Annotated in this window: 24 protein-coding genes and 3 tRNA genes; 10 read left to right on the top strand and 17 right to left on the bottom strand. The window is 43.5% G+C overall.

The features are described from left to right. Positions 1-13 precede the first annotated feature (13 nt). Positions 14-1,399: an MlaD family protein gene (locus UH38_RS09710; protein ID WP_045054445.1), complete on the top strand. Its 1,386-nt coding sequence runs from the start codon at positions 14-16 to the stop codon at positions 1,397-1,399. Between the two features lie 129 nt (positions 1,400-1,528). Here UH38_RS09710 and UH38_RS09715 read toward each other — a convergent pair whose 3' ends face one another. The 6 genes from UH38_RS09715 to UH38_RS09740 all read right to left on the bottom strand — a co-directional run bounded on the left by UH38_RS09715 (position 1,529) and on the right by UH38_RS09740 (position 9,146). Next, the gene (locus UH38_RS09715; RefSeq protein WP_045054446.1) at positions 1,529-2,203 is read right to left on the bottom strand and encodes a vWA domain-containing protein; all 675 of its coding nucleotides are present in this window, start codon (positions 2,201-2,203) and stop codon (positions 1,529-1,531) included. 74 nt (positions 2,204-2,277) lie between these two features. After that, positions 2,278-3,129 carry an SWIM zinc finger family protein gene (locus UH38_RS09720; RefSeq protein WP_045054447.1) on the bottom strand — a complete coding sequence of 284 codons (852 nt, stop codon included), beginning with the start codon at positions 3,127-3,129 and terminating at the stop codon, positions 2,278-2,280. Positions 3,130-3,197: 68 nt separating this feature from the next. Continuing rightward, positions 3,198-3,269, bottom strand: a tRNA-Gly gene (locus UH38_RS09725). 113 nt (positions 3,270-3,382) lie between these two features. Further along, entirely contained in the window at positions 3,383-6,454 is a 3,072-nt protein-coding gene (locus UH38_RS09730; protein WP_045054448.1) for an efflux RND transporter permease subunit, read from the bottom strand. A gap of 6 nt (positions 6,455-6,460) precedes the next feature. Next, positions 6,461-8,008, bottom strand: coding sequence for an efflux RND transporter periplasmic adaptor subunit (locus tag UH38_RS09735; protein WP_063124292.1), 1,548 nt, complete (start codon positions 8,006-8,008; stop codon positions 6,461-6,463). Positions 8,009-8,309: 301 nt separating this feature from the next. Beyond that, complete coding sequence (locus UH38_RS09740) at positions 8,310-9,146, bottom strand: MBL fold metallo-hydrolase (RefSeq protein WP_045054449.1); 837 nt, start codon at positions 9,144-9,146, stop codon at positions 8,310-8,312. A gap of 385 nt (positions 9,147-9,531) precedes the next feature. Here UH38_RS09740 and UH38_RS09745 point away from each other — a divergent pair, with 385 nt between their 5' ends. Both UH38_RS09745 and UH38_RS27180 read left to right on the top strand, forming a co-directional pair. Continuing rightward, a complete protein-coding gene (locus tag UH38_RS09745; RefSeq protein WP_200892377.1) occupies positions 9,532-10,629 on the top strand; it encodes a Gfo/Idh/MocA family oxidoreductase in 1,098 nt (365 codons plus the stop codon). A 59-nt stretch (positions 10,630-10,688) separates the two neighbouring features. Further along, positions 10,689-10,829, top strand: coding sequence for a hypothetical protein (locus UH38_RS27180; protein WP_045054450.1), 141 nt, complete (start codon positions 10,689-10,691; stop codon positions 10,827-10,829). Between the two features lie 36 nt (positions 10,830-10,865). Here the strand turns inward: UH38_RS27180 and ribBA are convergent, their stop codons facing one another. Next, positions 10,866-12,545, bottom strand: coding sequence for a bifunctional 3,4-dihydroxy-2-butanone-4-phosphate synthase/GTP cyclohydrolase II (ribBA, locus tag UH38_RS09755; protein WP_045054511.1), 1,680 nt, complete (start codon positions 12,543-12,545; stop codon positions 10,866-10,868). A 346-nt stretch (positions 12,546-12,891) separates the two neighbouring features. Between ribBA and argC the strand changes: the two genes are divergently transcribed. Beyond that, positions 12,892-13,950: an N-acetyl-gamma-glutamyl-phosphate reductase gene (argC, locus tag UH38_RS09760; RefSeq protein WP_045054451.1), complete on the top strand. Its 1,059-nt coding sequence runs from the start codon at positions 12,892-12,894 to the stop codon at positions 13,948-13,950. Between the two features lie 387 nt (positions 13,951-14,337). After that, positions 14,338-15,621 carry a glycosyltransferase gene (locus tag UH38_RS09765; RefSeq protein ID WP_072044905.1) on the top strand — a complete coding sequence of 428 codons (1,284 nt, stop codon included), beginning with the start codon at positions 14,338-14,340 and terminating at the stop codon, positions 15,619-15,621. Positions 15,622-15,741: 120 nt separating this feature from the next. On the opposite strand, the gene UH38_RS09770 is transcribed toward UH38_RS09765, so the two are convergent. From UH38_RS09770 to UH38_RS09785, 4 genes are all read right to left on the bottom strand, one after another. Then, on the bottom strand, positions 15,742-16,332 hold the full coding sequence (locus tag UH38_RS09770) for an SAM-dependent methyltransferase (RefSeq protein WP_045054452.1): 591 nt from the start codon (positions 16,330-16,332) through the stop codon (positions 15,742-15,744). Continuing rightward, positions 16,329-17,063, bottom strand: a complete 735-nt coding sequence (locus UH38_RS09775) for a PIG-L deacetylase family protein (RefSeq protein WP_045054453.1) — start codon at positions 17,061-17,063, stop codon at positions 16,329-16,331. The genes UH38_RS09770 and UH38_RS09775 overlap by 4 nt, the downstream gene beginning before the upstream one ends. After that, positions 17,057-18,241: an acyl-CoA dehydrogenase family protein gene (locus tag UH38_RS09780; protein WP_407640446.1), complete on the bottom strand. Its 1,185-nt coding sequence runs from the start codon at positions 18,239-18,241 to the stop codon at positions 17,057-17,059. The genes UH38_RS09775 and UH38_RS09780 overlap by 7 nt, the downstream gene beginning before the upstream one ends. Positions 18,242-18,409: 168 nt before the next feature. Continuing rightward, positions 18,410-19,093 (bottom strand): PD-(D/E)XK nuclease family protein, encoded by a 684-nt coding sequence (locus UH38_RS09785; RefSeq protein ID WP_045054514.1) that lies wholly within the window; start codon positions 19,091-19,093, stop codon positions 18,410-18,412. A 133-nt stretch (positions 19,094-19,226) separates the two neighbouring features. Between UH38_RS09785 and UH38_RS27185 the strand changes: the two genes are divergently transcribed. Together UH38_RS27185 and UH38_RS27190 are read left to right on the top strand one after the other, a co-directional pair. After that, positions 19,227-19,508 carry a group I intron-associated PD-(D/E)XK endonuclease gene (locus UH38_RS27185; protein ID WP_200892371.1) on the top strand — a complete coding sequence of 94 codons (282 nt, stop codon included), beginning with the start codon at positions 19,227-19,229 and terminating at the stop codon, positions 19,506-19,508. Between the two features lie 177 nt (positions 19,509-19,685). Continuing rightward, on the top strand, positions 19,686-19,886 hold the full coding sequence (locus UH38_RS27190) for a hypothetical protein (RefSeq protein ID WP_200892372.1): 201 nt from the start codon (positions 19,686-19,688) through the stop codon (positions 19,884-19,886). A 1-nt stretch (position 19,887) separates the two neighbouring features. On the opposite strand, the gene UH38_RS09795 is transcribed toward UH38_RS27190, so the two are convergent. From UH38_RS09795 to UH38_RS09805, 3 genes are all read right to left on the bottom strand, one after another. After that, positions 19,888-19,959: transfer RNA gene (locus UH38_RS09795), tRNA-Thr, on the bottom strand. Positions 19,960-20,016: 57 nt separating this feature from the next. Then, a tRNA-Tyr gene (locus UH38_RS09800) sits at positions 20,017-20,099 on the bottom strand. Positions 20,100-20,197: 98 nt separating this feature from the next. After that, positions 20,198-22,012 carry an ABC transporter ATP-binding protein gene (locus UH38_RS09805; RefSeq protein WP_045054454.1) on the bottom strand — a complete coding sequence of 605 codons (1,815 nt, stop codon included), beginning with the start codon at positions 22,010-22,012 and terminating at the stop codon, positions 20,198-20,200. A gap of 223 nt (positions 22,013-22,235) precedes the next feature. Between UH38_RS09805 and UH38_RS26730 the strand changes: the two genes are divergently transcribed. Beyond that, complete coding sequence (locus UH38_RS26730; RefSeq protein ID WP_160295947.1) at positions 22,236-22,388, top strand: hypothetical protein; 153 nt, start codon at positions 22,236-22,238, stop codon at positions 22,386-22,388. Positions 22,389-22,662: 274 nt separating this feature from the next. On the opposite strand, the gene UH38_RS09810 is transcribed toward UH38_RS26730, so the two are convergent. Beyond that, positions 22,663-22,977 (bottom strand): hypothetical protein, encoded by a 315-nt coding sequence (locus tag UH38_RS09810; protein ID WP_045054455.1) that lies wholly within the window; start codon positions 22,975-22,977, stop codon positions 22,663-22,665. A 237-nt stretch (positions 22,978-23,214) separates the two neighbouring features. Then, on the bottom strand, positions 23,215-24,231 hold the full coding sequence (locus tag UH38_RS09815; RefSeq protein WP_045054456.1) for an SDR family oxidoreductase: 1,017 nt from the start codon (positions 24,229-24,231) through the stop codon (positions 23,215-23,217). Positions 24,232-24,529: 298 nt separating this feature from the next. On the opposite strand from UH38_RS09815, the gene UH38_RS09820 reads away from it, so the two are divergent. Together UH38_RS09820 and UH38_RS09825 are read left to right on the top strand one after the other, a co-directional pair. Beyond that, positions 24,530-24,892 carry a hypothetical protein gene (locus UH38_RS09820; protein WP_045054457.1) on the top strand — a complete coding sequence of 121 codons (363 nt, stop codon included), beginning with the start codon at positions 24,530-24,532 and terminating at the stop codon, positions 24,890-24,892. A 192-nt stretch (positions 24,893-25,084) separates the two neighbouring features. Then, positions 25,085-25,801, top strand: coding sequence for a class I SAM-dependent methyltransferase (locus UH38_RS09825; protein WP_045054515.1), 717 nt, complete (start codon positions 25,085-25,087; stop codon positions 25,799-25,801). Between the two features lie 72 nt (positions 25,802-25,873). Here the strand turns inward: UH38_RS09825 and UH38_RS09830 are convergent, their stop codons facing one another. Continuing rightward, the gene (locus tag UH38_RS09830) at positions 25,874-26,935 is read right to left on the bottom strand and encodes an iron-containing redox enzyme family protein (RefSeq protein ID WP_045054458.1); all 1,062 of its coding nucleotides are present in this window, start codon (positions 26,933-26,935) and stop codon (positions 25,874-25,876) included. Between the last annotated feature and the right edge of the window lie 13 nt (positions 26,936-26,948).

Raw genomic sequence — 26,948 nt, forward strand, 5'->3', positions numbered from 1 at the left:
AGGAGGAGTAAAAATGCGATCGCGTACTGTTCGAGAAGGCTCTGTAGGATTATTAATACTGCTAGGCTTAGGACTATTTGTCGGCGGTATTTTGTGGTTGCGGGGCGTACAATTAGGCAGACGCAGCTATACAGCCATTGTTTCTTTTGCTGATGTGGGCGGTATGCAAGAGGGCGCAATAGTCCGCTACCGGGGAGTAAATGTTGGCAATATTGTTGCTATTCGACCAGGCGCAAATGGTGTTGAAGTCGAAATTGAAATTAGTCCAGCGGATATAATAATTCCTCGTAACGTCTTAGTTGAGGCAAATCAATCTGGGCTAATTAGTGAAGTAAGCGTTGATATTACACCGCAAAAACAGTTACCAACTGGGTTAGTTGTCGCCAAACCTTTAGATGAAGATTGCGACCCCGATTTAATTGTTTGCAATGGTTCTCGGCTGCAAGGGCAAGTTGGTGTTAGTATTGACGCGCTGATCCGTTCTTCAACAAGGTTTGCTGCTGTTTACAGCAATCCAGAACTATATGCAAATGTAGATTCAGCAGTTAAAAACGCAGCAGATGCAGCAGCAGGAGTCGCTCAACTTTCTCGCGAACTTTCAGTTTTATCTAGGTCTACTAGGCAGCAATTAGGAACCTTTTCAGCAGCAGCAACATCGGTACAGCAAGCAGCCAATCAAGTCAGTAATTCTGCTACCAAAACAGTAGATAGATTTGGCACAACAGCCGATCAACTCAGCCTCACAGCTACTCAAGTCAATCGTTTGGTTACTAATATTGACGAATTAGTGACAACGAATCGGTCTTCTTTAGTTACCGCCCTCAACAACATCAACCGCGCCAGCGAACAACTAGAAGTTACAGTTGGCGGACTTTCACCCACAATCAACCGCGTCACTCAAGGCGAACTACTGCAAAACTTAGAAACATTATCAGCAAACGCCGCTCAAGCATCAGCAAACTTGCGCGATGCTTCTAACGCTCTCAATAATCCCAGCAATATATTAGTCTTACAACAAACTTTAGATTCAGCACGAGCTACATTTGAGAACGCCCAAAAAATCACAGCCGATTTAGACGAACTAACGGGCGATCCTCGATTCCGACAAAATATCCGCGAAATAGTAGATGGTTTGAGTGGTTTAGTATCTTCTACCGAGCAATTAGACCAACAAATGCAACTAGCGCAAACTCTAAGAGCAATCAGAGACGAACAAAAACAACCCGAAGTTGCTAGCGATACAGATACCCCTACTGTACCAACCTTAAATATCGCCGAATTTTCTACCTCTAGTTTAGATAGCGCCGAGTTTTCCTTAGCAGGTAAAACAATAAAAGCGATCGCACCTGCTGTAACTGGCGAACAGAAAAGGCAAGAGGACAAGAAAGAAATGGAATAATATTCGCCCTCGCCCTCTATGAGAACAAATTTAGACCAGTAACCAAGTTTTTCATCAAGATTCAACCATAGGTGCGAGACTTACAACGAGCAAGATGCAAATTAACTGGTCACTGGTCACTGGTCACTGTTAAACAATCCCCCACCCAGGAGGCGGTAGAGGTATTTGCTCGTCCATTTTCGATTGCGATACTCTCTGCATACTTGCCGAAAGCCAGATAAACATCTCTTGGAAGTTTAGTCCGACTAATTTCAAAGGGCTGCGAACGACAATTTGCGATAGACGTTCCATATTTGCGCCTTCTACGCCCACAGCAAAGAAGGCGACGCGCTTATTTGCTTCATCATCTCTAATTCGTTGCATTGCTTGTTCTACAACGCTTTCTGGCTCCCCCTGCGGCTCTCCATCAGTAATTAAAAACACCCAAGGGCGATAGTAAGCTACTCCACTTGCGCTGTATTGCGCTTTGCGGCTAGAAACCATATCTAGCCCGCGATGAATTGCCGTACCCATGACAGTCAAACCTTGAGCCGATAGAGTTGGTGGCTCAAATTGGTCTGCAGTAACAAAGTCTTGAACTATATCAACGTTACTATTGAATGTAACAATAGCAACTTCTACGCGTTTTTTAGCTAGGTTATCTCTGTTTAGCTCCTCTTTAAATACTTTTAACCCTTCATTTAGGGCATTGATGGCTTCACCTTGCATCGAACCAGAAATATCTAGGAGCAACACGCAGGGACAACGAGGTTCTGGATTTTCAGCAAATTCGACAGCATCTTCTAGTCTTAAAAATTCAGGCATAGCAAAAACATAGTACGAGATTTTTTAGTTTAGCTAGGTTGCTTGAGCCTAGCACCATTTAGCTTATAGAAACATTAGACCGATCTATTTGCTTCTAAACTCATGGCAAAAAGTGCAGCCTTTTGGCTAACTTGTGTAAGAGCGTTATCCAAATACTTTATCACTGCCTCCGATACAGTGGAATTGAAGTTAGAGTTTTCAGTACCATCAATCGAGAGTGGAATTGGTCCTAAAATATCTAAAATTGATTCGCCTCCAGGTGATGGCGCAATTACAACTAAGCTGGGATCTAGAGGACGTTCGTACTGCCAAAATTGTTCGATGTTTGTCTTATCGGCAGTAACAAATGTATCCTCAGTATTGTCTGTGTTGGCTGCATCGGTTGTAATATTAGCACTACGTAGCTGACGCAAAGCGGCAATAATTTGCTCTTTAGAGCTACCGCGTAGTTGGAATAAAACGAAAGGATCTTCGCTAAAGCGATCGCCCAATTGATAATATACAGCGCCAACGTGCTTGCAAGGATTGGCTTTGTCAGGACAAGAGCATTTGCTGCGAATATCAGCTAGGGTAAATGGAAACAACGACAAACCATTAGCTGTAAATACTTCTTCAATATTTTGGGGCATTTCTCCCGCCAGCAGTTTAGCGGCGAAAACCGCCCGTTGTGCCATAGTTTCTATGACATAACCCCACTGTTCGTCAGTAAATGGTTCTAAAGACAAGGTGACTTTATAAGGTTCTATTTCTGTCCCTTGTACCGCTGCTAGAACCTTAGCGCCCTCAAATTTGATGCTTAGGACGTTTCCCTGCCTTGAGTAGTTTCTTGCCCGTTCTAGGCGTTTTTTGAAGCGATAAGAGTCTAATAAATCTAGCCAGCGTTGCGCCCACCATTCACGGCTTGCTTGAGCGTTATAGTTAGTCATAAAAAGTTAAAAATCAAAAATAAAGATAACTTCTTTGCAGTGAGTTTTGAATTAATCAATAGATTTTAAGCGGGCGATCGGACTCGAACCGACGACGTTCACCTTGGGAAGGTGACATTCTACCACTGAATTACGCCCGCAGGGTATTGCTATTATACGCTAATTTTTGGTGAAGACACGCAGGATGTGTAGAGACGTAGTAGTGCTACGTCTCTACCGGGTGCTACGTCTGTACAAGGTGCGGGGATATAATTTATTCTGCAAGTTGCTTCTGTTTTGGCTTTCCTTTCCACCCGCGCTTAAGTAGCCCAACAAGCCATTTTTGCAGATTGTCTATATAAGTGAATAATACTGGAACTACTACTAGCGTCAGCAGCGTTGAAGTTGTGAAGCCTCCCATAATTGCAATTCCCATCGGGCTGCGAACTTCAGCCCCCGCACCTAACCCCAAGGCTAAGGGAATAGTTCCCGCTACTGTAGCTAGGGAAGTCATTAAAATTGGGCGCAAGCGCGATATCCCAGCTTCTAACAATGCCTGTCTTTGCGTTTTGCCTTCTTCTAAATTGAGCAGCGTATAATCTACTAACAAAATTGAGTTTTTAGTGACAATTCCCATCAACAGCACAATGCCAATTAGTGCGTACAAACCCAATGCTTTTTGAGCAACCATTAAGCCTAATAGCGCCCCACCCAATGACAAGGGTAAGGCAACCATAATTGTGACTGGATGCAGGAAACTGTTGTATAGCAATACCAAAATTGCATAAATACACATTACTGCTAGCGCTAGAGCGATGCCAAAACGTCCGAAGATTTCTTGCATAATTTCTGCATCTCCGGCGCTTTGTCTAACTACTCCTGGCGGTAATGGATTTAAAGCAGGTAACTTGTCTACAGCCTCTACTGCATCCCCTAGGGCAATACCTTGTAAATTTGCTTCTACAGATACTTGCCTAGAACGGTCGTAACGATTAATCTCCGCAGGACCGCTACCATAACGAATATCGGCAACTGCTACTAGCGGTACTAAAGTATTATTTGCCCCTGGTACGCGCAGATTTCTCAAAGTATTAATATCTTCCCGCGCTTGTTCGGCGATTTGGACTCGAATCGGAATTTGGCGATCGCTTAAATTAAATTTAGCTAAATTAGCTTCATTATCGCCAATTGTAGCTAGCGATGCAGTTCGAGCAATTGATTGAACTGTTACGCCTAAATCGGCTGCTCTAGCGGGATTGGGTACGATCAGTATCTCTGGTTTAACTAGGCTAGCTGTAGATGCTACTTCTACCAAATTTGGCAGGGTTCGCATTTGCTTTTCTAAATTATCAGCCGCTTGATTTAAAGCTTGGGGATCTTCACTTTTGAGCAGAACTGTTAAATCTTTGCTACTTCCTGCTGCTCCTTGGCTTTGAAAACTAATTCTCGCGCCAGGAATTTTTTGCAACCTCGGACGCATAGTTTGTTCGTACTCTGCTTGAGATATTTCCCGTTCTTCTTTAGGCTTGAGGTTGACGTTGAGCGTTGCTGTATCTACTTCTTGCGTTGCTAATACATTCTGCACTGCTGGACTTTGCCGCAGAATATTAGTTGCTTGTTTGGCTACATTGCTAGTGTCTGCTAAAGTCGAGCCTGGGGGTAGTTCTATGGCAACTGTAGAAATTCCCAAATCGCCGTTGTCGATAAAACCTTTGGGAATTAAAGGTATTAGCGCTAAACTACCGATAAAAAATGCGATCGCAATGCTAATTGTCGTCAAGCGATGCCGCAATGCCCAGCTTAGTAATTGCCGATAAGGTTGAAAGCGTTGGCGAGAACGAGGTGTATTTTGGCGCTTTACTTCCTTTTGTTTGAGCAAATTAGCTCCCAACATCGGGGTAATCGTCCGCGCTACTAAGGTAGAAAATATAGTGGAAACAGCAACCGTTACGCCAAAAGGTTGAAAAAATTGCCCAGGAATGCCGCCCATAAAAGCAACAGGCAAAAATACAGCAATAATTGTCGCCGCACTAGCAAGTACCGCTAAACCAACTTCTGCAGATGAATCAAAGGCAGCTTGACGGGGAGTTTTGCCCATCGCCATGTGCCTTTCCATGTTTTCAACTTCTACTACCGTGTCGTCTACTAAGTTACCTACTGCTAGCGCTAAAGCTAGCAAAGTCATGTTGTTGAGCGTATAGCCTAAAGCGTATTGAACGGCGAAAGTAGGTAATATCGATAGAGGTAGAGCGATCGCTGTAATTAATGTCGCCCGCCAGTCGCGCAAAAATACCAAAATTGTAATTACAGCCAGCGCCGAGGCTTGGACTAAGTCATCTACAGTATTTTCATAAGATTGGCGGATAAAGTCGCCGCGAGTAAAAATTAATTCCAACTTCACATCGCCTGGCAAAGTTTTTCGCAGTTGCTCTACAGCTTTGGTTACTCCTTCTTCTACTGTTACTAATGTCGTACCAGTGCTACGCAGTACCGAAAAAGCGACTACAGGTTGATTGTTAAGATAAGCTGCTGTTCTCGGTTCGGCAGAACTATCTTCTACAGTTCCCAAACTAGACAAAGGCACAAAACTACCATTGGGTAAAACAATTTGATAATTTTGTAAATCTTTTACAGTTGCCGCACTACCCAAAGTCCGAATACTTTGTTCGCTCCCGCCTACTTCTGTTCTCCCACCAGGTAAGTTGACGTTAAAAGTACGGATTTGCTCGTTAACTTGAGTTGCGGTAATTCCCAGTGCTTGCAATCGCGAAGGCTCTATATCTACCCTGATTTCGCGGTCAACGCCACCATCGCGGCGAATTTCAGCAACTCCTCGCACTGACAACAAAGCGCGGCTAATATTTTCGTCTACTAAATTGCTTAATTCTTCTACAGAACGCTGCTCGGAGACGACGGCATAAGTCATAATCGACCCGCCCGCAAATTCTAAGCGTTGGACGATTGGTTCGTTGATATCTTGCGGTAAATTTTGCCGAATTTGGGAAATAGCGTTGCGGACATCATTGGTAGCGCGATCGCTATCTACCCCCAAGTCGAAGTTAATAACTGTTGTTGATACGCCGTCATTAACAGTAGATACTATATTATCGATGTTGCCTAAGCCTGCTACAGCATCTTCTACAGGCTTAGTCACCTGAAACTCTAATTCTGTAGGTCCTGCCCCTGGTTGAGTAACAGTAACCGTGACTGCTGGTATATCGATATTAGGGTTAATATCAATTCCTAGCTGGGTAAAAGAAAACCACCCCACTACTGTCAAAAATAGAAACAGAACTATTGTCGGTACGGGGCGGCGGATCGACCAAGCAGACAGGTTAAACGACATATTTAGCTATTTTTCTACTACTTGTACTTTGTCGCCATCTTTGAGATAGCCAGCACCAGCAACTACAACGCGATCGCCTGCTTTTAAGCCGTTTTGAATCTCTACGTTGCCATTACTAACAACTTCGCCTACTTCTACTTTCCGAGCTTGGACTGTATTATCAGCCCCTAAAACAAAAACGGTAGCACTACCATCTGTTTGCGGCAACACAGCTTTGGCAGGTACGGTAATGCCTGGTACAGTCGCAGTAGTAATTGCGGCACGAGCAAACATTCCCGATCGCAGCAATGATGTAGATGGTAAGCTAATTCTGACTGTGGCTTCGCGGCTTTGCGGATCTACCAAAGGCGCTATTTCTCTAACTGTGCCTTGGAGACGTACGCGGGGATCTGGGTCGTAAGTAACTACCGCAGGCGCATTGACTTGTACTTGAGGTAATTGTGTTGCAGGTACTTGGGCTTGCAGTTCTAAAGCGCCATTTTGAATGATTGAGAAGATTTTCTGCGTACCATTGGCTACATCGCCAACTTGCGCGCTTTGTTCGGCAATAGTCCCGCTTGCAGGAGCGCGGACTAAAGTTTGTGATAGTTGAGTTTGCAACTGTTGGACGCTAGCAATACTACTTTGCACGTCAGCTTCAGCGCTGCTAATATTTGCTAGAGCAACGCTGACAGCTTCGCTTGCTGTTGTTGCTGTAGTAGCACGAGTTTCAAATTCCTGGCGGCTAACTGCTCCTTGGTCTGCTAATTGCCTGTAACGCTCTAGATTACTTCTTGCCTCTGCCAAAGTGGCACGAGATTGAGCTAATGCAGCTTGCCTTTGCCTGACTACGGCTCGTTTTGACTCTACCTCGGCTTTAGCTTGGTCGATTTGAGTTCTCAATACTGAGTTATCCAAAACAGCTAATGTCTGTCCTTGCTTAACAGTATCGCCCTCATCTACTAATACTTGCTGAATTTGCAATCCTGTAGCTTGTGGTAATACTGGTATAAGGTCGCGAGCGCTGACTGTGCCTGTAGTATTGAGCGTGCGGGCAACGCGAGTAATTGTTGCTGGTGCAATAGTAACGCTGAGGCTGGGCGCAGTTGATTGTTGCGGTTGAGTGACAGCAGGCGGGGTTGCTTGCGGACGACGAGGCAACACAAAAAAGCCTAACCCTGCTAAACCTAGCCCTAGTCCCGTACCAAGCAATAAAGGAGCTAACCATCCGCGTTGGCGATCGCCAAACGGTGGTTTTGCTGGTGTCTCTGCCTCTTGTTCTTCAAACTGATATCCCTGGGGGATAGAATTGAGCATACTAGCAAGCAGATCGCCAGTTGTAACACTCCCTAGTTCTTCCTCAGCATGATAACCATTGCCCTTTTCTCTTCTTGTCGTGAAACTCTTTGAATCTTCCTCAGATTGATATTCTTGAGGCAAAGAATTCAACATTGCAGCAAATAGGTCGCCAGTTGTAACAACTTCTAGATCTTTACCGTTGAGTCCATGACTTTGAGGCTCCTCCGTTTCGGGATTAACTTTGTGATTCTCATCGACATCTCTAGTTTTACCCACGATCGCCCGTCCGTTTATTTACTAAAAAATTTAGCGTACTAATTAATATATCTCAATATAATGACTTATGTCTAAGGTGCTTGCCTAGTAACTAAAGTAGGAGTTTGAATGGTGTACTAGATGACAGTTTTATCAAAGCGGGTTCAGGGTGAAAGCAACACTCTATCACCTCTACATTCTGTGGCGTATTCGTGGGTGCATCGTGCCTTAATCGGGAGCGAATAATGTTGATTTTAACGAACGACACGACCGCGATCGCTCCCTAACTTTTAGCTATAGGAAATCTTCATGCCATTGATATTTAGAGAGCGGCAGAGAAAGATTTAGCAAACGTTTCCAACTCAATTGCATCGTGGCTGCAAAACATTCGCACCTCAGAATTGCGATCGCGCGATAATGCCCGCAATCTCTGTTGATTATACAAACGCGCCTCCCTATTTACCTCCATCATCCACTGGTAAGCGCGTAAACCTGGAGTACAGCGGTATTGAGCAGCCATTTCGTGGCGATAGAAATAAGCATCCCCTGCATTCAGCAGCCAGCCCTCCGGCGTATTGATAGCAACGCCAGCATGACCGTGCGTGTGACCAGCGAGGGGAATGAGTAAAATTTCTGGTGGTAAGCCCTCAAGGTCGCGTACTGCTTCAAAGCCAAACCAAGGTTCGCCGCCACTAGAATAATATTTCCAGCGTTCGACTTCATCCCACTGACTAGGGCGATAGCGCTGACTAGCAATAAAGCCTTGCCGATCTTTTACTGTTTCAGCTTCAGACTGCATAACGTGAACGGTTGCTGCGGGAAAGTCTTCTAGACCGCCTGCATGGTCGAAATCGAGGTGAGTAAGTACGATATGCCGCACGTCGCGCGGACTAAAGCCTAATTGCTCGATTTGACCTGTTGCCGTATATTTGCGCTCGAACTGGATGTTATTGAGATAGATAAAGAAAGGACTAAGCCGCGAGTACGGCGCTTGAACGTCTTGTTGACCAAAGCCAGTATCTACTAAAACTAGCCCTCGATTAGTTTCAATAAGCAAGCAATGACAGACAAGCCTAGCAGTCAAACCGCGACTAAAGCCATCGAACAGCGACCCACCAAGTGGACACATACAACCGCAATTAAGGTGATGAACGCGCATAAAAATTCTCTAGTTGCATCACTGGAATTTTTACTCATGCAAATCGATAACTTCCTCTACTTTTCGGTCAAGATCGATCCCCCTGTATTCCCCCTTATCTCCCCTGCTCCCCCAACCAATGGACGGGCAACAAACTGACACATAACACCGCCCATAAAGGCAACAGCAAACATAACACTATAGGCAGTATTATTCAGTGCCGAAAATATTACATACTACAAGGAACTTAAGCTAATTTTGAGATTCTTTATAAATATAAGCACTATGTTACTATCTGGATGACCTACGGCGCTCTAGAGTTAGCAACTGAATATACACGCCAGTTTTTGGCGTTTCTATCTTTTGGTGGTTGAGGAGAAGACAAGGAGTGGAAAATAGCATATCTATGCCACAGAAAAACGTTCACGTGCAGCGCAATCAGCCTCAACCGATCCGCATTGGTGCGATCGGGGTGGGCAATATGGGACAGCATCATACTCGCGTACTCAGTTTGCTCAAAGATGTCGAACTTGTAGGCGTGTCTGATATCAATGTAGAAAGAGGACTCGATATTGCTAGCAAGTACCGAGTCCGTTTTTTTGAAGATTACCGCGACTTGCTGCCCCATGTAGATGCAGTATGCATTGCTGTTCCCACTTACTTGCATCATTCTGTAGGAATGGATTGCTTGCAAGCAGGTGTTCATGTCTTAATTGAAAAGCCGATCGCAGCTAGTATTGCGGAAGCAGAATCATTAGTAAATGCGGCGGCTCAATCTCAAAGCATTCTTCAAGTAGGTCATATCGAGCGCTTTAACCCAGCTTTCCAAGAACTAAGCAAAGTGCTGAAAACTGAGCAGTTGCTAGCGATAGAAGCTCACCGGATGAGTCCTTACTCCGATCGCGCTAATGATGTATCGGTAGTTTTGGATTTGATGATCCACGATATCGATTTGCTTTTGGAACTAGCTGCTGCACCTGTAGTTAAGCTAACTGCTAGTGGTAGTCGCGCGTGTACGAATGAATCTTTAAATATATCCATAGCTAACAAGCCACGTCCTTATTTAGATTACGTTACGGCAACGATTGGTTTTGCCAATGGGATTGTTGCTACTCTTACTGCTAGCAAAGTCACGCACCGTAAAATTCGCCGCATTGCTGCTCATTGTAAAAATTCGATGACAGAAGCAGATTTTCTCAACAATGAAATTTTGATTCACCGTCAGACAACTGCTAACTACATGACAGACTACGGTCAGGTGCTTTATCGTCAAGATGGTTTGATTGAAAAAGTATATACCAGTAATATTGAGCCTCTCCATGCAGAATTAGAGCATTTTGTCAACTGTGTTAGAGGCGGCAATCAGCCTTCTGTAGGTGGAGAGCAAGCTTTAAAAGCTTTGCGGATCGCAAGTTTAATCGAGCAAATGGCTTTGGATGGTCGTGCTTGGAAGCAATCAGAATTAGAAAATAATTTTCTGACTTGCGACATCGTTACTGTTTAGAGAGACTAAAATAAAGTCGGACAGATTAGAAATCTAGCGATAGAGGAGTTAATCGCCTTATGTCAGACTTGAATCGGGGAATTATGAAGTTCAAGGGCGCAGATACGCCCAAAGCAGTGGCGATCTCAACTACTCTGCTTTTGGGTGCGATCGCAGCTCTCATTGTCTGGGCGCTGCAATCTGCCTACGTAGTAAATTAAGTAGTAGGGTGCGTCGATTTGCAACGCACCCTACTTTCAACAGCCAAAGCAGTAGATTGTTTGAGTTTGTAAGCGATCGCAAATAGCTGACGGGAGGCTGTTTGAATCTAGAATTTGCCGATCTACATTTACTTGTAGGCTGGTTAATGGATCGCTACCTGGGGAGATGAGAAATTCTAAGCGTTGCAACGAATCCCAGTTTGCTAAATCGTCTAGGATTTGAGATATCGCACTCAAGTATGGATGGTTTTTGTGTTTGTACCAGTCCGCAGATGCAATATTTGCTTGATCGAAGCCTAAATGCACTGTTAATGATGGTTCGCTAAATAAAGCGATCGCTACAGGTCTTGCTTCTTCCTGCAATAATAAATGACGATCTCTAGCTAGATGCCGCAATTTTTCTAGGCGATCGTAGCGCTCGGTAACGGATAAAGGTTCGTCTTTCCAGTGAATTGCGACAGTTACTAGATATGTCTGCAATAGCATATGACCTAGCTTTTCGGCTTTGGTTGCTAGGTATATAGAGTTGTAGTCAGTTGCTTCTATCAATAACGGTAAGCGATCGACTACTTCTAAGCCGTAGCCTTTTAAGCCAGCTATTTTACGCGGGTTATTGGTAATCAGGCGAATTTTCTCTATGCCTAAGTCGTTTAAAATTTGCGCTCCTACACCATAATTACGTAAATCGGCAGGAAATCCCAAGCGCTCGTTTGCTTCTACCGTATCTAGTCCCATATCTTGCAACGAGTAGGCTTTTAGCTTGTTAATTAAGCCAATTCCTCGCCCTTCTTGGCGCAAATACACTACTACCCCAGAGCCAGCATTTTCAATCATTTTCAAGGCTGCTTGCAACTGCATTCTGCAATCGCAGCGCAACGAACCTAAAGCATCTCCTGTCAAGCATTCTGAGTGCATCCGTACCATGACAGTGCGATCGGCAAAATCAGCAGGTTCGCCTTTAACGATCGCTACGTGTTCGGAATCATCTAGCGTATTGCGGTATGCGTAAATCTGGAACTGTCCAAATTGAGTTGGTAGTTTAGTAACTGTCTCGCGGCGCACAAAGCGCTCGTATTTAAGACGGTAACTAATTAAGTCAGCGATGCTGATAATTTTTAATTTATGAGTTTTGGCATACTCAATTAATTGTGGCAGACGCGCCATCGAACCATCGGGGTTTTGAATTTCGCAAATTACTCCTGCTGGATATAAACCCGCTAATTGTGGTAAGTCTACACCTGCTTCCGTATGTCCTGCCCGTTTTAACACTCCCCCTTCTCTAGCACGCAAGGGAAATATGTGTCCAGGGCGGCGTAAATCTGTAGATTTTGTTGCTGAATTAATCGCAACTTGGATAGTACGGGCGCGATCTTCGGCGGAAATACCCGTAGTTACCCCCAAAGCTGGAGAAGCGTCAATACTAACTGTAAAAGCTGTTTGGTTGCTATCTGTAGTGTTGCTAACCATTAAAGGCAGATCGAGTTCGTCTAATCTCTCGCCTGTCATTGCTAAACAAATTAATCCCCGCGCTTCTACTGCCATAAAATTGATCGTGTCTGGCGTAGCAAACTGCGCGGCACATATTAAGTCACCCTCATTCTCTCGGCTCTCATCATCGACTACTACTAGGCTACGTCCGGCTTTGAGGTCTACTAATGCGTCTTCGATAGAATCAAACTGGAATGGTTGTTTTGTGGCGGTCTTAGGCTGTTGCACAGAGTCTTTCAAGTATAGGAAGCCGTAAAGTTTTTTTAAGCTTGGATTAATTTGATTGTAGCTTGTTTCTCACAGATACAGAGATAACCTTGACTTTTGCAATCTATTATTTTGGTGAGACAAGGAGACAAGGGGACAAGGGAGAAAGAAATAGAATCAGCAATTTTGGGTTTGATTGCTAATTTTCAGAGAATTATAATGTAAAAGATTGTAGTAATAACTAATACAATTTTACTTCAAGCTATTGTCAGTTTTTGACAAAAACTTTCGCCCATAAAAACGCAACCTGATATAGAATTCAGCAAAAGTTGAATTTTTTAGTTAAATCTCTTAAAGGTTAATAATTATGGGTGATATGAGGCGCGTATCGGTTGGGATTGTTGGCGCGTCGGGGTATGGTGGAGTGCAGCTAATCCGGCTGTTAATGGATCATCCAGGTGTAGAGCTTGCTTATTTAGGTGGTGAAAGCAGTGCTGGCAAGCCTTTTGCCGATCTCTACCCTCATTTAGGTCATATTGTCCGTCAGCAGATAGAAGCAGTAGACCCAGAAGTAATAGCTAGCCGTTGTGAGGTAGTTTTTCTGTCTTTGCCAAATGGGTTAGCTTGTCAAATCGCACCAGTTTTAATCGAAAAAGGCTGCAAGGTGTTGGATCTTTCTGCCGATTACCGCTTTACTAATTTAGAAACTTATACAACTTGGTATGGTAAAGAACGCAACGATCGCACTATTGCTAGCAAAGCGGTGTATGGTTTACCCGAACTGTATCGCGATCGCATTGCTGATAGTCAACTAATCGGCTGTCCTGGGTGCTATCCTACTGCTAGCTTACTAGCACTGTCACCGCTCCTCAAGCAAGGCTTAATCGTGCCAGAAACAGCAATTATTGATGCTAAATCTGGGACTTCTGGAGGCGGCAGGCAAGCAAAAGTTAATATGTTGCTAGCAGAGGCAGATAATTCTTTGGGAGCTTACGGTGTTGCTCGCCACCGCCATACGCCAGAAATTGAGCAAATTTGTAGCGATTTGGCTGGACATGAAGTTACAGTCCAATTTACACCGCATCTAATTCCGATGGTAAGGGGAATTTTGGCTACAGTTTATGCTACTTTGCGCGATCCTGGCTTGGTAGGAGAAGATTTGACGACAATATATAGCGCCTTTTACCGTAATTCTCCTTGGGTGACGATTTGCGATCGCGGCGTATATCCGCAAACTAAATGGGCGTGCGGCAGCAATCTTTGCTATATCGGCATTGAAGTCGATCCGCGTACTGGTCGTGCGATCGTCATGTCTGCAATTGATAACTTAATTAAAGGACAAGCAGGACAAGCTTTGCAGTGTTTAAATATCATGATGGGTTGGGATGAAACTCTAGGACTACCTAAGTTGGGTTTTTATCCTTAAGCAATTAGCAGGTGCGATCGCACCTGCTACCCAACAACTGCTCTAGCGGTCACTACTGCGTCTATCCTAATTACGAATTACGAATTACTTAGTTGCTCTTAATTACGAATTACGAGGTCGTACTGGTTAAGCAAATATACTTGACGCAGCAAAAAATATAGTGATATTTAATACTTTAGTTAGTTTGTTTTTGAATGCAAGTAGGCGTAGAAAACAAATTGGGTAGGTTTTCGCCACGCTTAACTACTGGTATTTATTCCTCATCAATCTTCCAGCGGACAGATTCTATTTTTAAGTTCTAGCATCAAAATAGACACAGTTATAAAGCTTAACAAAATCTAATGTGCTGTACCTGGCGGATGTCTGCGGTAGGACAAAAGAGGTGCTATGGGAGATGAGCGCCTCGATCTATTTCCTGACTCACCACAATCCATCTCTAGTCAACCATGTAGCGAATATTTAGTTAAAACACCGCCTTTACCCGAATGCGAAGTCTGCGTTATTGTTCCAGTACGCAATGAAGCTGAAACTTTGACAGCAACGCTTACAGCTTTAGCTCATCAAATCGATCTAGCAGGAAAACCTTTTGCAGCCACGCGCTATGAAGTTATTTTGCTAGCAAATAACTGTAATGATGATTCTGCGGCGATCGCGCGTCACTTTGCCCAGCAAAACAAGCTAGTATTGCACGTAGTTGAAAAAACTCTGCCGCCATCCCAAGCTTATATTGGCAGAGTGCGACAGATATTAATGGATGAAGCTTATCGCCGCTTAGAGTCGTTAGGACGCAAAACAGGGATTATTGCCTCTACTGATGGCGATTCTGAAGTTACACCTACCTGGATTGCAGCAAATCTCCATGAAATAGCTATGGGCGCGGATGCAGTTGGAGGTAGGATTATTACCGATCGCTACAGTCGCGCTAATTTAGCTCCTTACGCCAAAGCTTGTCACCTGCGCGAGGTAGGATACCGCTATCTAATTGCTGAATTAGAAACTTATCTCGATCCCAACCCTGCAGATCCTTTTCCCCGCCACTATCAACACTATGGAGCGAGCCTAGCAGTCACGGCTCAGATGTACAAGCAAGCTGGAGGTTTACCACCTGTACGCACGCCTGAAGATGCAGCGTTTTACCAGGCTCTATTACGGGTAAATGCCCGTTTTCGTCACAGTCCTCTGGTGCGGGTAATGACTTCAGCAAGACAGCATGGACGCGCCGATCTGGGGTTGTCGAATCAATTAAGCCAATGGACGGCGATGGGAGAACAACAGCAAGCTTTTTTAGTTGAACCTGCCCAAGCAATTGTTACTCGTTTGCGATCGCGCTATCAATTGCGATCGCTGTGGTCGAGTATGCTTAACGGTTATAGATGCGATCGCCAGGAAATTGAAGTTTTAGCTCAAACATTAGGAATACAAGCCGACTGGCTGGCGCAAGAATTAAGGCAATCGCAGACATTTAATGTATTATTTGAGCGCATTGAACATCAACAAGCAGGTATTTGGGCGCAGCGCTGGGGGTTGGTAGATATTAAACAAGCTATTTGGGATCTGCGCCTGTATCTTGATAGCTGGCGAAGAGGGCAAAGATACGATCGCTTGTATGGTTATGAGTGCGAACGCAGATGTACAAGGCAGTACGCCCAAAGCGGCTTTGCCGACTTGTAGCACCTGCCGCGCAGATGTAGGCGTAAGCCTTGCCGTAGGCTACGCAGATAGAAACTGCATTAGGGTGAGGCAAGCACTTGTATATTTAGGCAATGCGATCGCATTCTAGAATACGACAAATCAAACTCGCTCAAATAAATCGAGCCGATACTGTTCCTCGCGTTTACCTTGCAAATGCCGCAGTTGGGTAGGAGTTAATTCTAAAAACGAGTCGTGGACTTCATCGCCAGAGAGTGGATAATCTTTGGCGTATAGCGTCCAGTGGACTAAGAGCAAATGTCCCCCTAGTTCTAAGTGTTGTAGTATCAACTGTTGGGCTTTTTTTAAGTCTTCCCAACATAAGTAATAACCAACTTCTGAGACTAAAGTGAGATCGAATATCTCATCTGGGTATTGCTCTGGTACAGACATAATCTCAAAGCGTACTTGCGGTAAATTCTCGCAGCGCTTAATTGCTTTATCTTGCGCTAGTTTGGAGACATCAACAGACAGCAAAGAGTCGCACCGATGGGCTAACTTTTCGGTTAACACGCCAATAGAGCCGCCAATTTCAAAGGCAGAACAATAGCGTTGTTTGGGCAAAGCAGCTATTGTTGCAGCATACTTATTTGCCTCGTATTCGCTAGTTTCAAACTTCCAAGGATCGGGATCTTCGCTGTAGAGTTTGTCGAAGTAATCAGGTGGTAAGGTATTGGGTTGGTTTTCATTCATATCGTTGCGTCCATATAAACTTCCCAAGGACGAGTGAAATTTGCCAGCATTTCTGCTGTCAGACGAAAGCCTTCTGGATCGTCGTCAATTAAATTAGTAGTTTGGGAACGGTAAAGTGCGATCGCTTGTTGTTTTAACTGCACTACTGAACTAATATCTAGTCGCCAGCTTGGCAGATTTGGCAAGCTTCCGCGTTGTGTTTCATCCCAATCCCAAATTGGGTACTCAATTAGGCGCGATGATAAATTTAAGTTGGTTAAGGCGGTATAAATTATCTTCCAACTAGCGCGGTGATCTGGATGCGGATCGTAGCGCAAAGGTAAAAAAATAAGTTGCGGTGGAAACTGGGTTAAATAGTTACGACAACTAGCAACTGCTTGACTAAATTCAGGTTCGTAAGTAGGAACGCCGCCATCTGGTAAACGTAGAAAGGTAACTGCTGTTGCTTCTACTCCTAATACTGCCAAAGCTGAGATTGTTTCGCTTTCGCGCAAGGCTCGTAATTTGGGAGCGGGATATTTGCAAGAACCAGGATGAGATAATGTACCGTCACTAATTACTAATACTTGTATGTTGCAACCGCGATCGCGTAATAGAGCGATCGCACCTCCACAACCTAATGTCTCATCATCAGGATGCGGTGCAACTACCAGCGCCGAAGTGCAAGCGATCGCATCTACCAAATGTAATGGTAATGCTTCGGGGTTAGTTAATGCATTTATTGCTACCATAAGTCATTAACTAAGGTATTTTCAGTTAAAGCGTATTGTCCAACACTGCCTAAAGCTAGATCGAAGACAGGTTGACGCAGATATAAAGTCAAATCGCGAATAATTCTTTCTATCGGATGCGGTGGAAGCAAACCGCGAGTACCTACCGTACGTTCGCATAGTTGGATTACATCCATGCAGATTTGCTCGATTGCGGTGCGTACCATATTCGCGTAAGCAACTAATTGTTTTGCTTGGGGATGCGCCTGGTTTGGGTAGCCACCAAATATCGGCGAGTAAGCAGCTACTAAGTCTGCTGCACCTTTAAGCCACAAATTACCGCTTTCAATTGCGATCGCCATCTTACCAATTCGCGCTTGTTGGTGGGGATCGTCTATGCGATTGAGTTCTCTTAGATATTGCCTTGTAGCATCAAATATTGCTTCTGCTCCGCCTAATTGTACTGCGGCAAAACGCATCACCCCAGCACTTAACCAAGGTTGTTGAAAGTAGTCTCCTGGTTTGCCAATTAGCCATTTTGAACTTAATTCCACGCCAGTAAAGTCTACTTTATAACTAGCAGTAGCTCGCATTCCCATTGGTTGCCACCAAGCAGGATCGCTGACTGTAGCGACTTCATCCATCGGTACAATACACATCTGCCAACTGCCATCGCTCAAAGCTCCATTGACAAAAGGACGCTCGACGTACCCCGACCCAGAAGCAAAGGTTTTAGAGCCTTCTAGGCGGTACTGTCCATCTGCTAGAGGGATAATTTTTACTCCGTCTTCTGCTTCAGCGTTCCAAACACCAAAGATTTTTTGGCGATCGCGTGCATCGCTAGCTAATTGCTCGATTTGTTCTTTAGTGCCAAATGTCTGAATTAGTTGCAGCGCGTTAACGTGTCCTTCATATATACGTCCAACAGCTAAATTACCCCGCCCGATGTGCTTTAAGATCGTCAAAGTTTGGTAGGTAATGCTAGCATCAAACCCTAAACCCAAACCACCCAAATCTCTTTGTAAGGGTGCAGCTAGCAAGCCAGCTTCAGCAATTAGCTCAAATTCTTGTTGGGGAAAAGCGCCGCTAATATCTATATTTGGGGCATTGTCGGCGCTGTAGGTAGCAATGTCAGCCGCGCTTTTTAGAGCTTGAGTTAGCGTAAGATTTTGACTTGGAGGCGCGATCGCGTCCGATATAACTTGGGTATTAATAGCTACCTGCCTTGTATATACTTTTACGAATACTAATGGCAATAATGCAACAAAGCTGGTAGCAAATACTTCTATCTTCGGCACGATCTCAGCGAATAAGTTTATAAATACTCCTAAACAAAGCACTACACTAACAATTGCTTTTGTCTCAAGTTATTTTCTGTATTGCCAGTAGTCTGCAACTCTTTGTTGCCACTGCTGCCAATAAAACTCAATTGTTGCTTTCTCTAACCAGTATATTTCGGCTGTTGTCTCTGGAATTGCGATCGCCAGCAAAACGCTATATACCTGTATGCCGTACTCTTGATAAGAATGATTTACTGCGCCTAAGTAAGCTGCTAGTTGCAAAGGATAATCGTACAATCGCTCTATAGAACCTTTGGGTTTGTCTGCTGTTTTCCACTCGCAGACGCAGGGAATACCCTGATAGCTAGCAACGCAATCTACTACCCCAGCATAGTTTAATTTGTGGTGACAGACAGGGCTTTCTACCAGCCTAACTGTATCAATATTTTGTAACACTGGTTGAATGCTATCCCAGTAAGGACGACTAGCATCAGGACAACTAATGTCTTCGCCTAATAAGTAGCGTTTAATATATTTGTGGGTTTGCGTTCCTCGGCGGCTAGCAGTAGTAGAAATGCGGTTGGCTTCTTCTGTACCAAGACGCGATCGCCAATTCATTAACCTTTCTCTTGCTTCTTGCGGTTTGGTTGCATTGAGAATTGTTGTCACGCTGGGTAATGAGCGTTGGCTTTTATCCACATAGTATTGTTTGCCGTTTTGCCGTACTGATTTAAGTTGCAGGCGGGGTAGCAGATCGATAGCAGATGGCATTAGGTAAGGTTTTTCTTTGCAAGACATAATACTTTTGTATCGCACTTATCTAGAGATGATGTTGGAGAGAGATTTTAATCTGTATCTCAATTACGAAACACAGTTAAAATGTATAAATAATTACGCCAAATTTATGCACCACACAAAAAGCAAAGCGGATATTGCTGCAACTAAAGCGATCGCCGACTTAACAGCTAAAGCTTACTCAATTTTTACTGCTGTAGTATGCGAACACTTACCTTTTGACTTTATCGCTTACAGAGATGGCAAATGCTGCCGAATGCAAGCGAAGTACGCAAGTAAGAACTTAGTAAACAACATTAGTTATTGGACAGACTCTAAAGGCAATCATCAAAAAAAGTATAAAGCTGACGACTTTGAATTTTATGCAGTGTACTTATCGGATATAGACTGAGTAGTTTATCCATCTGTTAAATTTGGAGGTTGCCATATAGCGACTAAAATACCAAACTCACCTACACTCTTCTACTGGTGGGAAGACTTTCTAGATTTAACTGAAAATGCTTCTAAGCGTAATTATAAAGAATTTGGAGTCGATCTCAAAACCCGAAAAGTTAACCCAGATGCAAAAGTGCATACTAGGAAAGTAGAACGACCTTTTAAAGAAGAACTAGAAAAATTAGTATGGGAGAAACCAACAACGCAAATCGCTAAAGATTTTGGCGTATCGGGTAAAGCGATCGAGAAGTGGTGTAAAGGCTATGAGATTGATAAGCCACTAAGAGGCTATTGGATGAAAAAAGATCGCCCAGCACCCGCTAATAATTCCTAAAAGCCCGTGACGAGGATCGAACTCGTGACCTCATTCTTACCAAGAATGTGCTCTACCACTGAGCCACACGGGCGGTGAATATCTTTGAGTTTTAAACCAATAACTCAAAACTCATAAAGTAATCGTGAGGTGGGCCGAGCTGGATTTGAACCAGCGTAGGCGCAAGCCAACGGATTTACAGTCCGTCTCCATTAACCACTCGGACATCGACCCATGAGATCCACGATTTATAATATTAACACAGAGTTTTGGCAAAATGCAAGATATTTGGCAAAGCTGCGGCAACTAAGATGTTACTGCAGATAAAGGGTTTAACTTAGAAGTTCTCCAGTTTCTTGCAAAGAGTGCAGGCGACGGTAGATACCTGGATGGCGCAATAACTCTGCATGACTGCCTACTTCCACAATTTTGCCGCGATCTAACACGACAATTTTATCTGCTTCGCGTACTGTACTAAGACGGTGGGCGATGATGATTGTAGTCCGAGTACCCAAAATCGATCGCATAGCAAGCTGGATCGATCGCTCAGACTCATAATCTAAGCTAGATGTCGCCTCATCAAATATCAAAACATCGGGGTTAACTAAAAGACTGCGAGCAATTCCCAATCTTTGTCTTTGTCCTCCCGATAGCCTCACACCGCGTTCGCCGACTACAGTGTAATACCCATCGCTTAACTGTCCAATTACTTCATCAACTCTAGCGATTCTACAAGCCTCCTGCACCTGTGCAAACGTAGCTTGACGATTACCGTAGGTAAGGTTATCCAGCAAAGTACCGTTAAAAACATCTACTTCCTGATGCACGATCGCCAGTCTTCGTCTATAGTTAGCAACATCTAAGCTGCGGATATCTTGACCGTCAATCAGTATTTGACCGCTACTCGGTTCAAAATAGCGAAATAGCAGCTTAACTAAAGTAGATTTACCCGAACCCGAACGCCCAACCAAGGCTACAGTTTGATTTGGTTCGATAAGTAGATTGATGTCTTGCAAAACAGGTAGTTCTGGTTCGTAAGCAAAACTAACATTAACTAATTCCAACTTGCCAGTAAAACTGTAAGTATCAGCAGAGGAAGATACAGCCAGACTTGCAGCATCGCTACCTGTTGGTTCCTGCATCAATTCGTGAAAGCGTAACATTGAAGCATAACGACGAGCAAAAATTTCGGCAAGGTTGTTAATTGGCTCCATCTCTGCATAAGCCATGTTAGAGATAGTTAAAGTAGTAACAAAGTGTCCCAGCGAAATTTCACCGCTTAAAGTAGCCGTCAAAGTTAAGCCTAAAACTACAAAAACGCAGAACTGAACAATAGTTTTTTGCCAAGTAGCTAGCTTGATGTATCCCAAGTGAATACGGTACTCAACAACCTTAAATTCACGGTTTAACCGCTGGCGTTGGCGCTTTAGTTCTTGCGCTTCTGTGGCAAAAGCTTTTACTGTTTTGATGTTAGTGACAAGTTCTGAAGTTCGGCTTTGAGTATTCTCCATGTACTTATCTAGCTTGCGTTCTTGTTCCGTCAACTGCTTCAAGTCTTTAAGACTGATGCCGAGGATAACAACAAAAGAAACTAGAAAAAGTAGAGCAATCCGCCACTCGATTAGCAGGATAATGACAAAAATACCTAAGACTCGAATCAGCTTGGGTATCAATTGTCCAGCAATTTCTGGGTACGTCCAAGTATGGTTTTCTAAACCTCTTGCAACCCTGCCTGCAATTCGTCCAGGGTTATTTTCATCGTAAAATTCTAATGGTAGAGTCAGGATCTTTTCAATAGTTGTACGCGCCCGATCGCGCCGCGAACGCAAAGCAATATCCCAATGAAACCACCAAGTAGTCCAAAGTTGAATTGGCGCTCTAACTACAGTAGCGACAAAGATTAACCCTAATAATACGCCAACTGAAAATAACTGATTTTGCGGCAACCCAGAAACTTGAGCAAACAGCGCGATCGCACTTTCAACAGGCTTATCTACTGGTTGACGCGACAAGACATTCAAAATCTGCCCGATCGCGTAAGGAACCACTAGCTCGACAATTTCAAAGATACTAGCAGCAGCAATACTAAAAATTGCGATCGTATGATACGGTCGATAGTAATTAACAATATCTTTAAACGTCGCCATGATTTATCCTTGCCGAGACATTCAACGCGGCTTGCCTGTAATATGCATACTACAGTTGTAACACAAAACAACGGCAAGGGGAAAACTTTATTCTTCCTTATGAGAGATTACAGTCAACTAATACGAGCAGACATCAGTTATGGGAAAGAATAGTGGTTGAAAGCAGAACGCCAGTATTGGGAGGAACGACCGAGAGTTCGTACAGATTCCTCATGACAAATTTATGCAACAACTGCCTTACAAAGCAGAGTTAGTTGGAATTAAAGCGATCGTTACTGAAAAATCACATACAAGTAAAGCTATTTTCCTGTATATGGATGTAATTCCTAATTCCAATGAAAAAGCTACCCAAAAATACACCTTTATTGGTGAATGAATAATTCGTTGATTGTATAAATCAGGAAATAGTACGTTAATTAATCCTGATTTGAGCGGGAGCTATAACACATCCTGAGAAACGCAGTTTCTAATGCTTTTGCTGAGGGTATAGAGGGCTTAGGAGTAATCTCATTTAGATTTACCCCTGGAAAAGTGACTCTATAGATTTGGCTATAATTTTACAAACTCTAGCTACTTTAGCAAAGTTAAATACATCTATTGCAAATAATTAAGCTGGGAGGCTATTTAAGCGCTAGCACTCCCAACAACATTTATATTTTAGGTTCTTCGCCTTCTACATACATTGGCGGCTCAACTGCAAAGTTATCAAGCCTACCAGACTCATCAATTACATAACCGTCAGTAGTAGTAAAGCCTTCGCCTTCAACTTCTTCTTGCTCTTCAAAAGCTTCTAATTGCTTTACATCTAACTCAGTATCAGTATTAGATGGGATAATAGCATCTGGAGCATTAACGTCTGTTGCTTGTGCTGTTTGCACGCCGTAGTGATTGTCACCTGGCGCACCTCTACCAGGTTCCGCTTCGCTTGGCTCTTCGGGAAGAACTTGATTTTGCTCGTCACTCATAATATAAAACCTCACTTTGGCTGTTCGACAGTTAAATACTGTTTGTGGATAAACTAATCTTGAATCTAGGATTAAGGTTCAACAATCTGTGTTTCTATGAAAATATCTTAGTTAGTAGCAAGCTTGTCTCCTTCGTGGGGATTAAATTAGCTAACTGCTAAGGAAGATATATTTGCACCAATTATCAACCAGCAACCAAAACAATCCGTAATTACGAATTACGAATTACGAATTATTCTAAGCATCTTTACCTGGAAATAACCCGCCGATAACTGCTGCAACTCCCAAGGCTGCTGCTGCTACAGCACCCCATTTGAGCGGAGGATTCATATCTAACCAGTCAGTGAAGGTGGGTATGGCTAAATTACCAAAGTCACCTTCTACTCTGTCGTAGCCTTCAATCGGTTCAAAGACATTATCTGGCGCATCTTCTGACTTCGGTTCGTCAGTACGTTGTCCGGCAAAGCCAATTAATAATAATAAATTATCTACTAGCGATGGCGACACGCGCTGCATCACGTCCAATACTTTACCTACATCACCCACGATAAAGTCGCGCGTCGGGTGTTCGGCTACGTACAAAATTGCGTCAGCAACAATACTAGGTTGGTAGTATGGCGGTACTCCTGTCGGCTTGACACCTAACTTGGTACGCACTTTGTTGTAGTAGGGTGTATTAATTACTGATGGCATGACGTTGGTAACGCTAATTTGCCATCCTTCATGTTGAAGCTCTACGCGCAATGCTTCTAAAAAACCTTCTACTCCATGCTTAGAAGCTGAATAAGGGCTTTGCAAGGGAATCGAACGTCTAGCTTCTACTGAAGATATATGAATTAACGCCCCGCGCCCTTCTTTTTTGAGGTGGGGCAGCGCTGCCATTGCGCCGTATGCTTGCCCGTTGAGGTTAACGTCAATTACTCTTTTAAATTCTTCTGGCGTAATTTGGTCAAATGGAGCAAGAACTCCTGTAGCTGCGGCGTGTACCCAAGTATCAAGTCTACCGTAGGTTTCTACTGCTTTGTCGGCGATCGCTTTTACTTGCTCGAATTCGCTCACATCGGCAAGTACGTACACTGCATCGCCGCCTGCTTGCTTAATTTCCTCTACCAAAGATACTAGCCCTGACTGACTCCTAGCAGCGACGACTACTTTTGCACCTTTTTTGGCAAATCTCAAAGCTGTCTCTCTACCAATGCCGCTAGATGCTCCAACAATTGCGACTACTTGTTGACTTATAGGTTTTAGTTGCATTAATGCCTCTAATAGTTATTTGTACTTAGTTTGTATTGGTTTAACTATGAACTTTTATTAACTAGATAAATCAGTTTTCAAACAATTTACATCAGTCGTAGGGTTGACAGAGTGCAAATAATTTGTTCAAGGGTCGAATTATAAGTAATTCTGGCTATTGTGGCGGGATATTAATATTTCTCAGAATTAAATTTAGCTAGCACTCCGCAAATGTCAATAAATGTAAGCAGGAGTAACTAGGATTAAAGAGATAGAGAGAGGATGTTATAAGTCTTACCGATAAGAAGCGAAAAAATTGATGTTTGACTTTGCCAATCTAGCCGAGTTGTCGCGTACCCATTGCGTTAGTCTTTGTGCTTTTTTAGTACCAGCTAACTTAGTTGCTACTACGTTGACAATGGTGCTTGCAGCGATGCAACGCCCCAAGCTACAACTATTGCCGTCGGCTGGGATGGCGAGTATTTTTGCTTTAGTGATGTTGTGGCACGTTTATACTTGGTTTGCAATCGGCGTAGTTATGGTTCCTACTTACGTGTTGCTGTGGCTTTCTAGCACTTGCTTGCTTGCTAATATAGGTGCGATCGCTTATTGCTATAAGTTGCCAACTCTAAAGCTCAAACTGCAAACATATCTTTTAAACTCATTTAGTTATATTAATTGACTCTGTGATTATCTATACAAGCATCTAGCTGAACTAGATTGTCTAAAATATTTACAGAATCAACTATTTTAGGAGAAAAATAGCCTAGCTTAAGCACAACTACTTAGTAACCATTGGGTATAAGACTAACGGTAGATGGCAGTAGAAACGCTAGAACAGTACGTTTGTTTTAGTAGTTTTATCAGTATGTCAATGCTTACATCACCCCAGGCGTTAAAAGATATTTTCTTTTGCCCAGAAGAGTCAAGTTTCTATTCTTATTGCTTGCAGAGTTTAATATTGAACAACTGCGTAGGTACGGAAACTATTATTGAGTTTGGAGCGGGTGATGGTAGTCCAGTTATAAACTCATTACTGAAGACAAATTTTGCTGGTGTAGTACACGGATTTGAAATTAACAAACTGTCTTGCGAAGTTGCTAGAGAAAAAATAGAAACTTACAATCTAAGTAATAAATATAAAATCCACAATCGTTCCTTGTTTGACATTGCTAAACCTCAAGGAACTTATCTAATCTCAAATCCACCTTATCTACCCGCGCTAGACAATAAATTATATCAGCCATTTTTGCATGGTGGTATAGACGGAATTACTGTTACTAAACAACTGCTATCTTTAGGCTATGAAAATGTCCTAGCAATGATTTCTAGCTATTCTAATCCTGTAGGTGCAATTGATTATGCATTAACAAAAGGGTATAGTATAGCTAATTTTATCATTTCACCGCTCAAGTTTGGCTATTATAGTTCAGAGCCAAAAGTAATGAATAGAATTAAAGAATTACAAAAAGAACAAATGGCTTTTTATTCTCCAAATATCTATTTATTAGCAGGTGTATTATTTACAAAGCAAACTGCTTGCCAGCAAAATTTATCTACAGAATTAGTTCAGATAATGACTAGCCTGTAATTGCGATTAGATTTCCTCTTGCTCGTTAAACCCCCCAGGAAATGGGGGGTTTTCATGTGCGATAGAGAATTGTTACTCAGCAGCTTTAGCCGATCGCACGATCGCATCGCCTGCGCGATCGCCCATCAATTTCTCTTGATCGTAGCCAAGTACGAGTTCCCAGGCTCTATCTGGGTAGCGATCGGCTAAGGGAATAGATACATCAGTCAGCATCCATTGTCCGTGACGTTCGTCTTCTCTGATGTGCAGTTCCCAATACCCCATCGCCTCTTTAGACAATTCTAAGCGCTGTGCGGCGGCGAGATAGTTTCTATAAGCAGCCGGACCTGCTACCTCAAAGTATGTTAAACCACCGTTATAGCGGAGGAAATATATTTTGCGCTCAGTCATCAAAAAGTTGTGGTTGGCGCAAGCTAAGACTTCCCAAGGAACTAGATCGAAATAAGCTTCTGGCTCGGTATTCATGCCAAACTCTTCTAGCATTTGCGCGAAGTAAGTAGAATGCTTGCGCGATAAGCGACCGTTGCCATATTCTTCAATCAGTACCCGCATCAAAGTGGCATGGACTTCATTTGCAGCACCGCCTAAGATGCGAGAAAGGCGACTACCTTCAACCAAACCGTCAAAAGAGCCGATCGCTAGTACGCGACGGTAGCCAGCTTCAGTCATTTGTTCGCGCAAGTAGATGCTGTCAGCAGATAGCGGCGGATCGAGATCGCGATCGCTTCTCTCGGTTAACGCTTGCTTGACATCTTCTTGTTTGATTGCTTCGACATCTAGCTGGGAAAGCTCCCACTGTTGCCAAGGTGTTTCAATGCGATCGCGCACTTTATGCAGATAAAGCGATCGCTCGTTGGTATAGTGGCGCAAATCGTCATACCAAAATAGTTGCAGGCGATTGATTCGATACAGTATCCGTTGCAAAAATAGGCGCGCCGCGTCGTCGCTAGAATTTGTGTTGTAAGCGCGATCGATGGCTATTGCAAGTGCTTTTTCAAACTCGTCAGCCAGCGCTGGTTGCTTTTCTAGTTGGCTGTCTAAATCTTCTAAATCGAGCAGATGAATAAATTGCTGCTCGGCTTCATCGTAGTTGATGGCTTTGTCAGTAATGGAAGTAACGATGTTGCTCTGCATTGAGTGTGTGTAG

Source organism: Aliterella atlantica CENA595, assembly GCF_000952155.1.
Lineage (GTDB): Bacteria > Cyanobacteriota > Cyanobacteriia > Cyanobacteriales > Chroococcidiopsidaceae > Aliterella > Aliterella atlantica.

Coding starts and splice junctions, on each gene's coding strand:
- UH38_RS09710 (WP_045054445.1), top strand. CDS start 14: ATGCGATCGCGTACTGTTCGAGAAGGCTCTGTAGGATTATTAATACTG.
- UH38_RS09715 (WP_045054446.1), bottom strand. CDS start 2,203: ATGCCTGAATTTTTAAGACTAGAAGATGCTGTCGAATTTGCTGAAAAT.
- UH38_RS09720 (WP_045054447.1), bottom strand. CDS start 3,129: ATGACTAACTATAACGCTCAAGCAAGCCGTGAATGGTGGGCGCAACGC.
- UH38_RS09730 (WP_045054448.1), bottom strand. CDS start 6,454: ATGTCGTTTAACCTGTCTGCTTGGTCGATCCGCCGCCCCGTACCGACA.
- UH38_RS09740 (WP_045054449.1), bottom strand. CDS start 9,146: ATGCGCGTTCATCACCTTAATTGCGGTTGTATGTGTCCACTTGGTGGG.
- UH38_RS09745 (WP_200892377.1), top strand. CDS start 9,532: ATGCCACAGAAAAACGTTCACGTGCAGCGCAATCAGCCTCAACCGATC.
- UH38_RS27180 (WP_045054450.1), top strand. CDS start 10,689: ATGTCAGACTTGAATCGGGGAATTATGAAGTTCAAGGGCGCAGATACG.
- argC (WP_045054451.1), top strand. CDS start 12,892: ATGGGTGATATGAGGCGCGTATCGGTTGGGATTGTTGGCGCGTCGGGG.
- UH38_RS09765 (WP_072044905.1), top strand. CDS start 14,338: ATGGGAGATGAGCGCCTCGATCTATTTCCTGACTCACCACAATCCATC.
- UH38_RS09770 (WP_045054452.1), bottom strand. CDS start 16,332: ATGAATGAAAACCAACCCAATACCTTACCACCTGATTACTTCGACAAA.
- UH38_RS09775 (WP_045054453.1), bottom strand. CDS start 17,063: ATGGTAGCAATAAATGCATTAACTAACCCCGAAGCATTACCATTACAT.
- UH38_RS09785 (WP_045054514.1), bottom strand. CDS start 19,093: ATGCCATCTGCTATCGATCTGCTACCCCGCCTGCAACTTAAATCAGTA.
- UH38_RS27185 (WP_200892371.1), top strand. CDS start 19,227: ATGCACCACACAAAAAGCAAAGCGGATATTGCTGCAACTAAAGCGATC.
- UH38_RS09805 (WP_045054454.1), bottom strand. CDS start 22,012: ATGGCGACGTTTAAAGATATTGTTAATTACTATCGACCGTATCATACG.
- UH38_RS26730 (WP_160295947.1), top strand. CDS start 22,236: ATGCAACAACTGCCTTACAAAGCAGAGTTAGTTGGAATTAAAGCGATC.
- UH38_RS09810 (WP_045054455.1), bottom strand. CDS start 22,977: ATGAGTGACGAGCAAAATCAAGTTCTTCCCGAAGAGCCAAGCGAAGCG.
- UH38_RS09815 (WP_045054456.1), bottom strand. CDS start 24,231: ATGCAACTAAAACCTATAAGTCAACAAGTAGTCGCAATTGTTGGAGCA.
- UH38_RS09820 (WP_045054457.1), top strand. CDS start 24,530: ATGTTTGACTTTGCCAATCTAGCCGAGTTGTCGCGTACCCATTGCGTT.
- UH38_RS09825 (WP_045054515.1), top strand. CDS start 25,085: ATGCTTACATCACCCCAGGCGTTAAAAGATATTTTCTTTTGCCCAGAA.
- UH38_RS09830 (WP_045054458.1), bottom strand. CDS start 26,935: ATGCAGAGCAACATCGTTACTTCCATTACTGACAAAGCCATCAACTAC.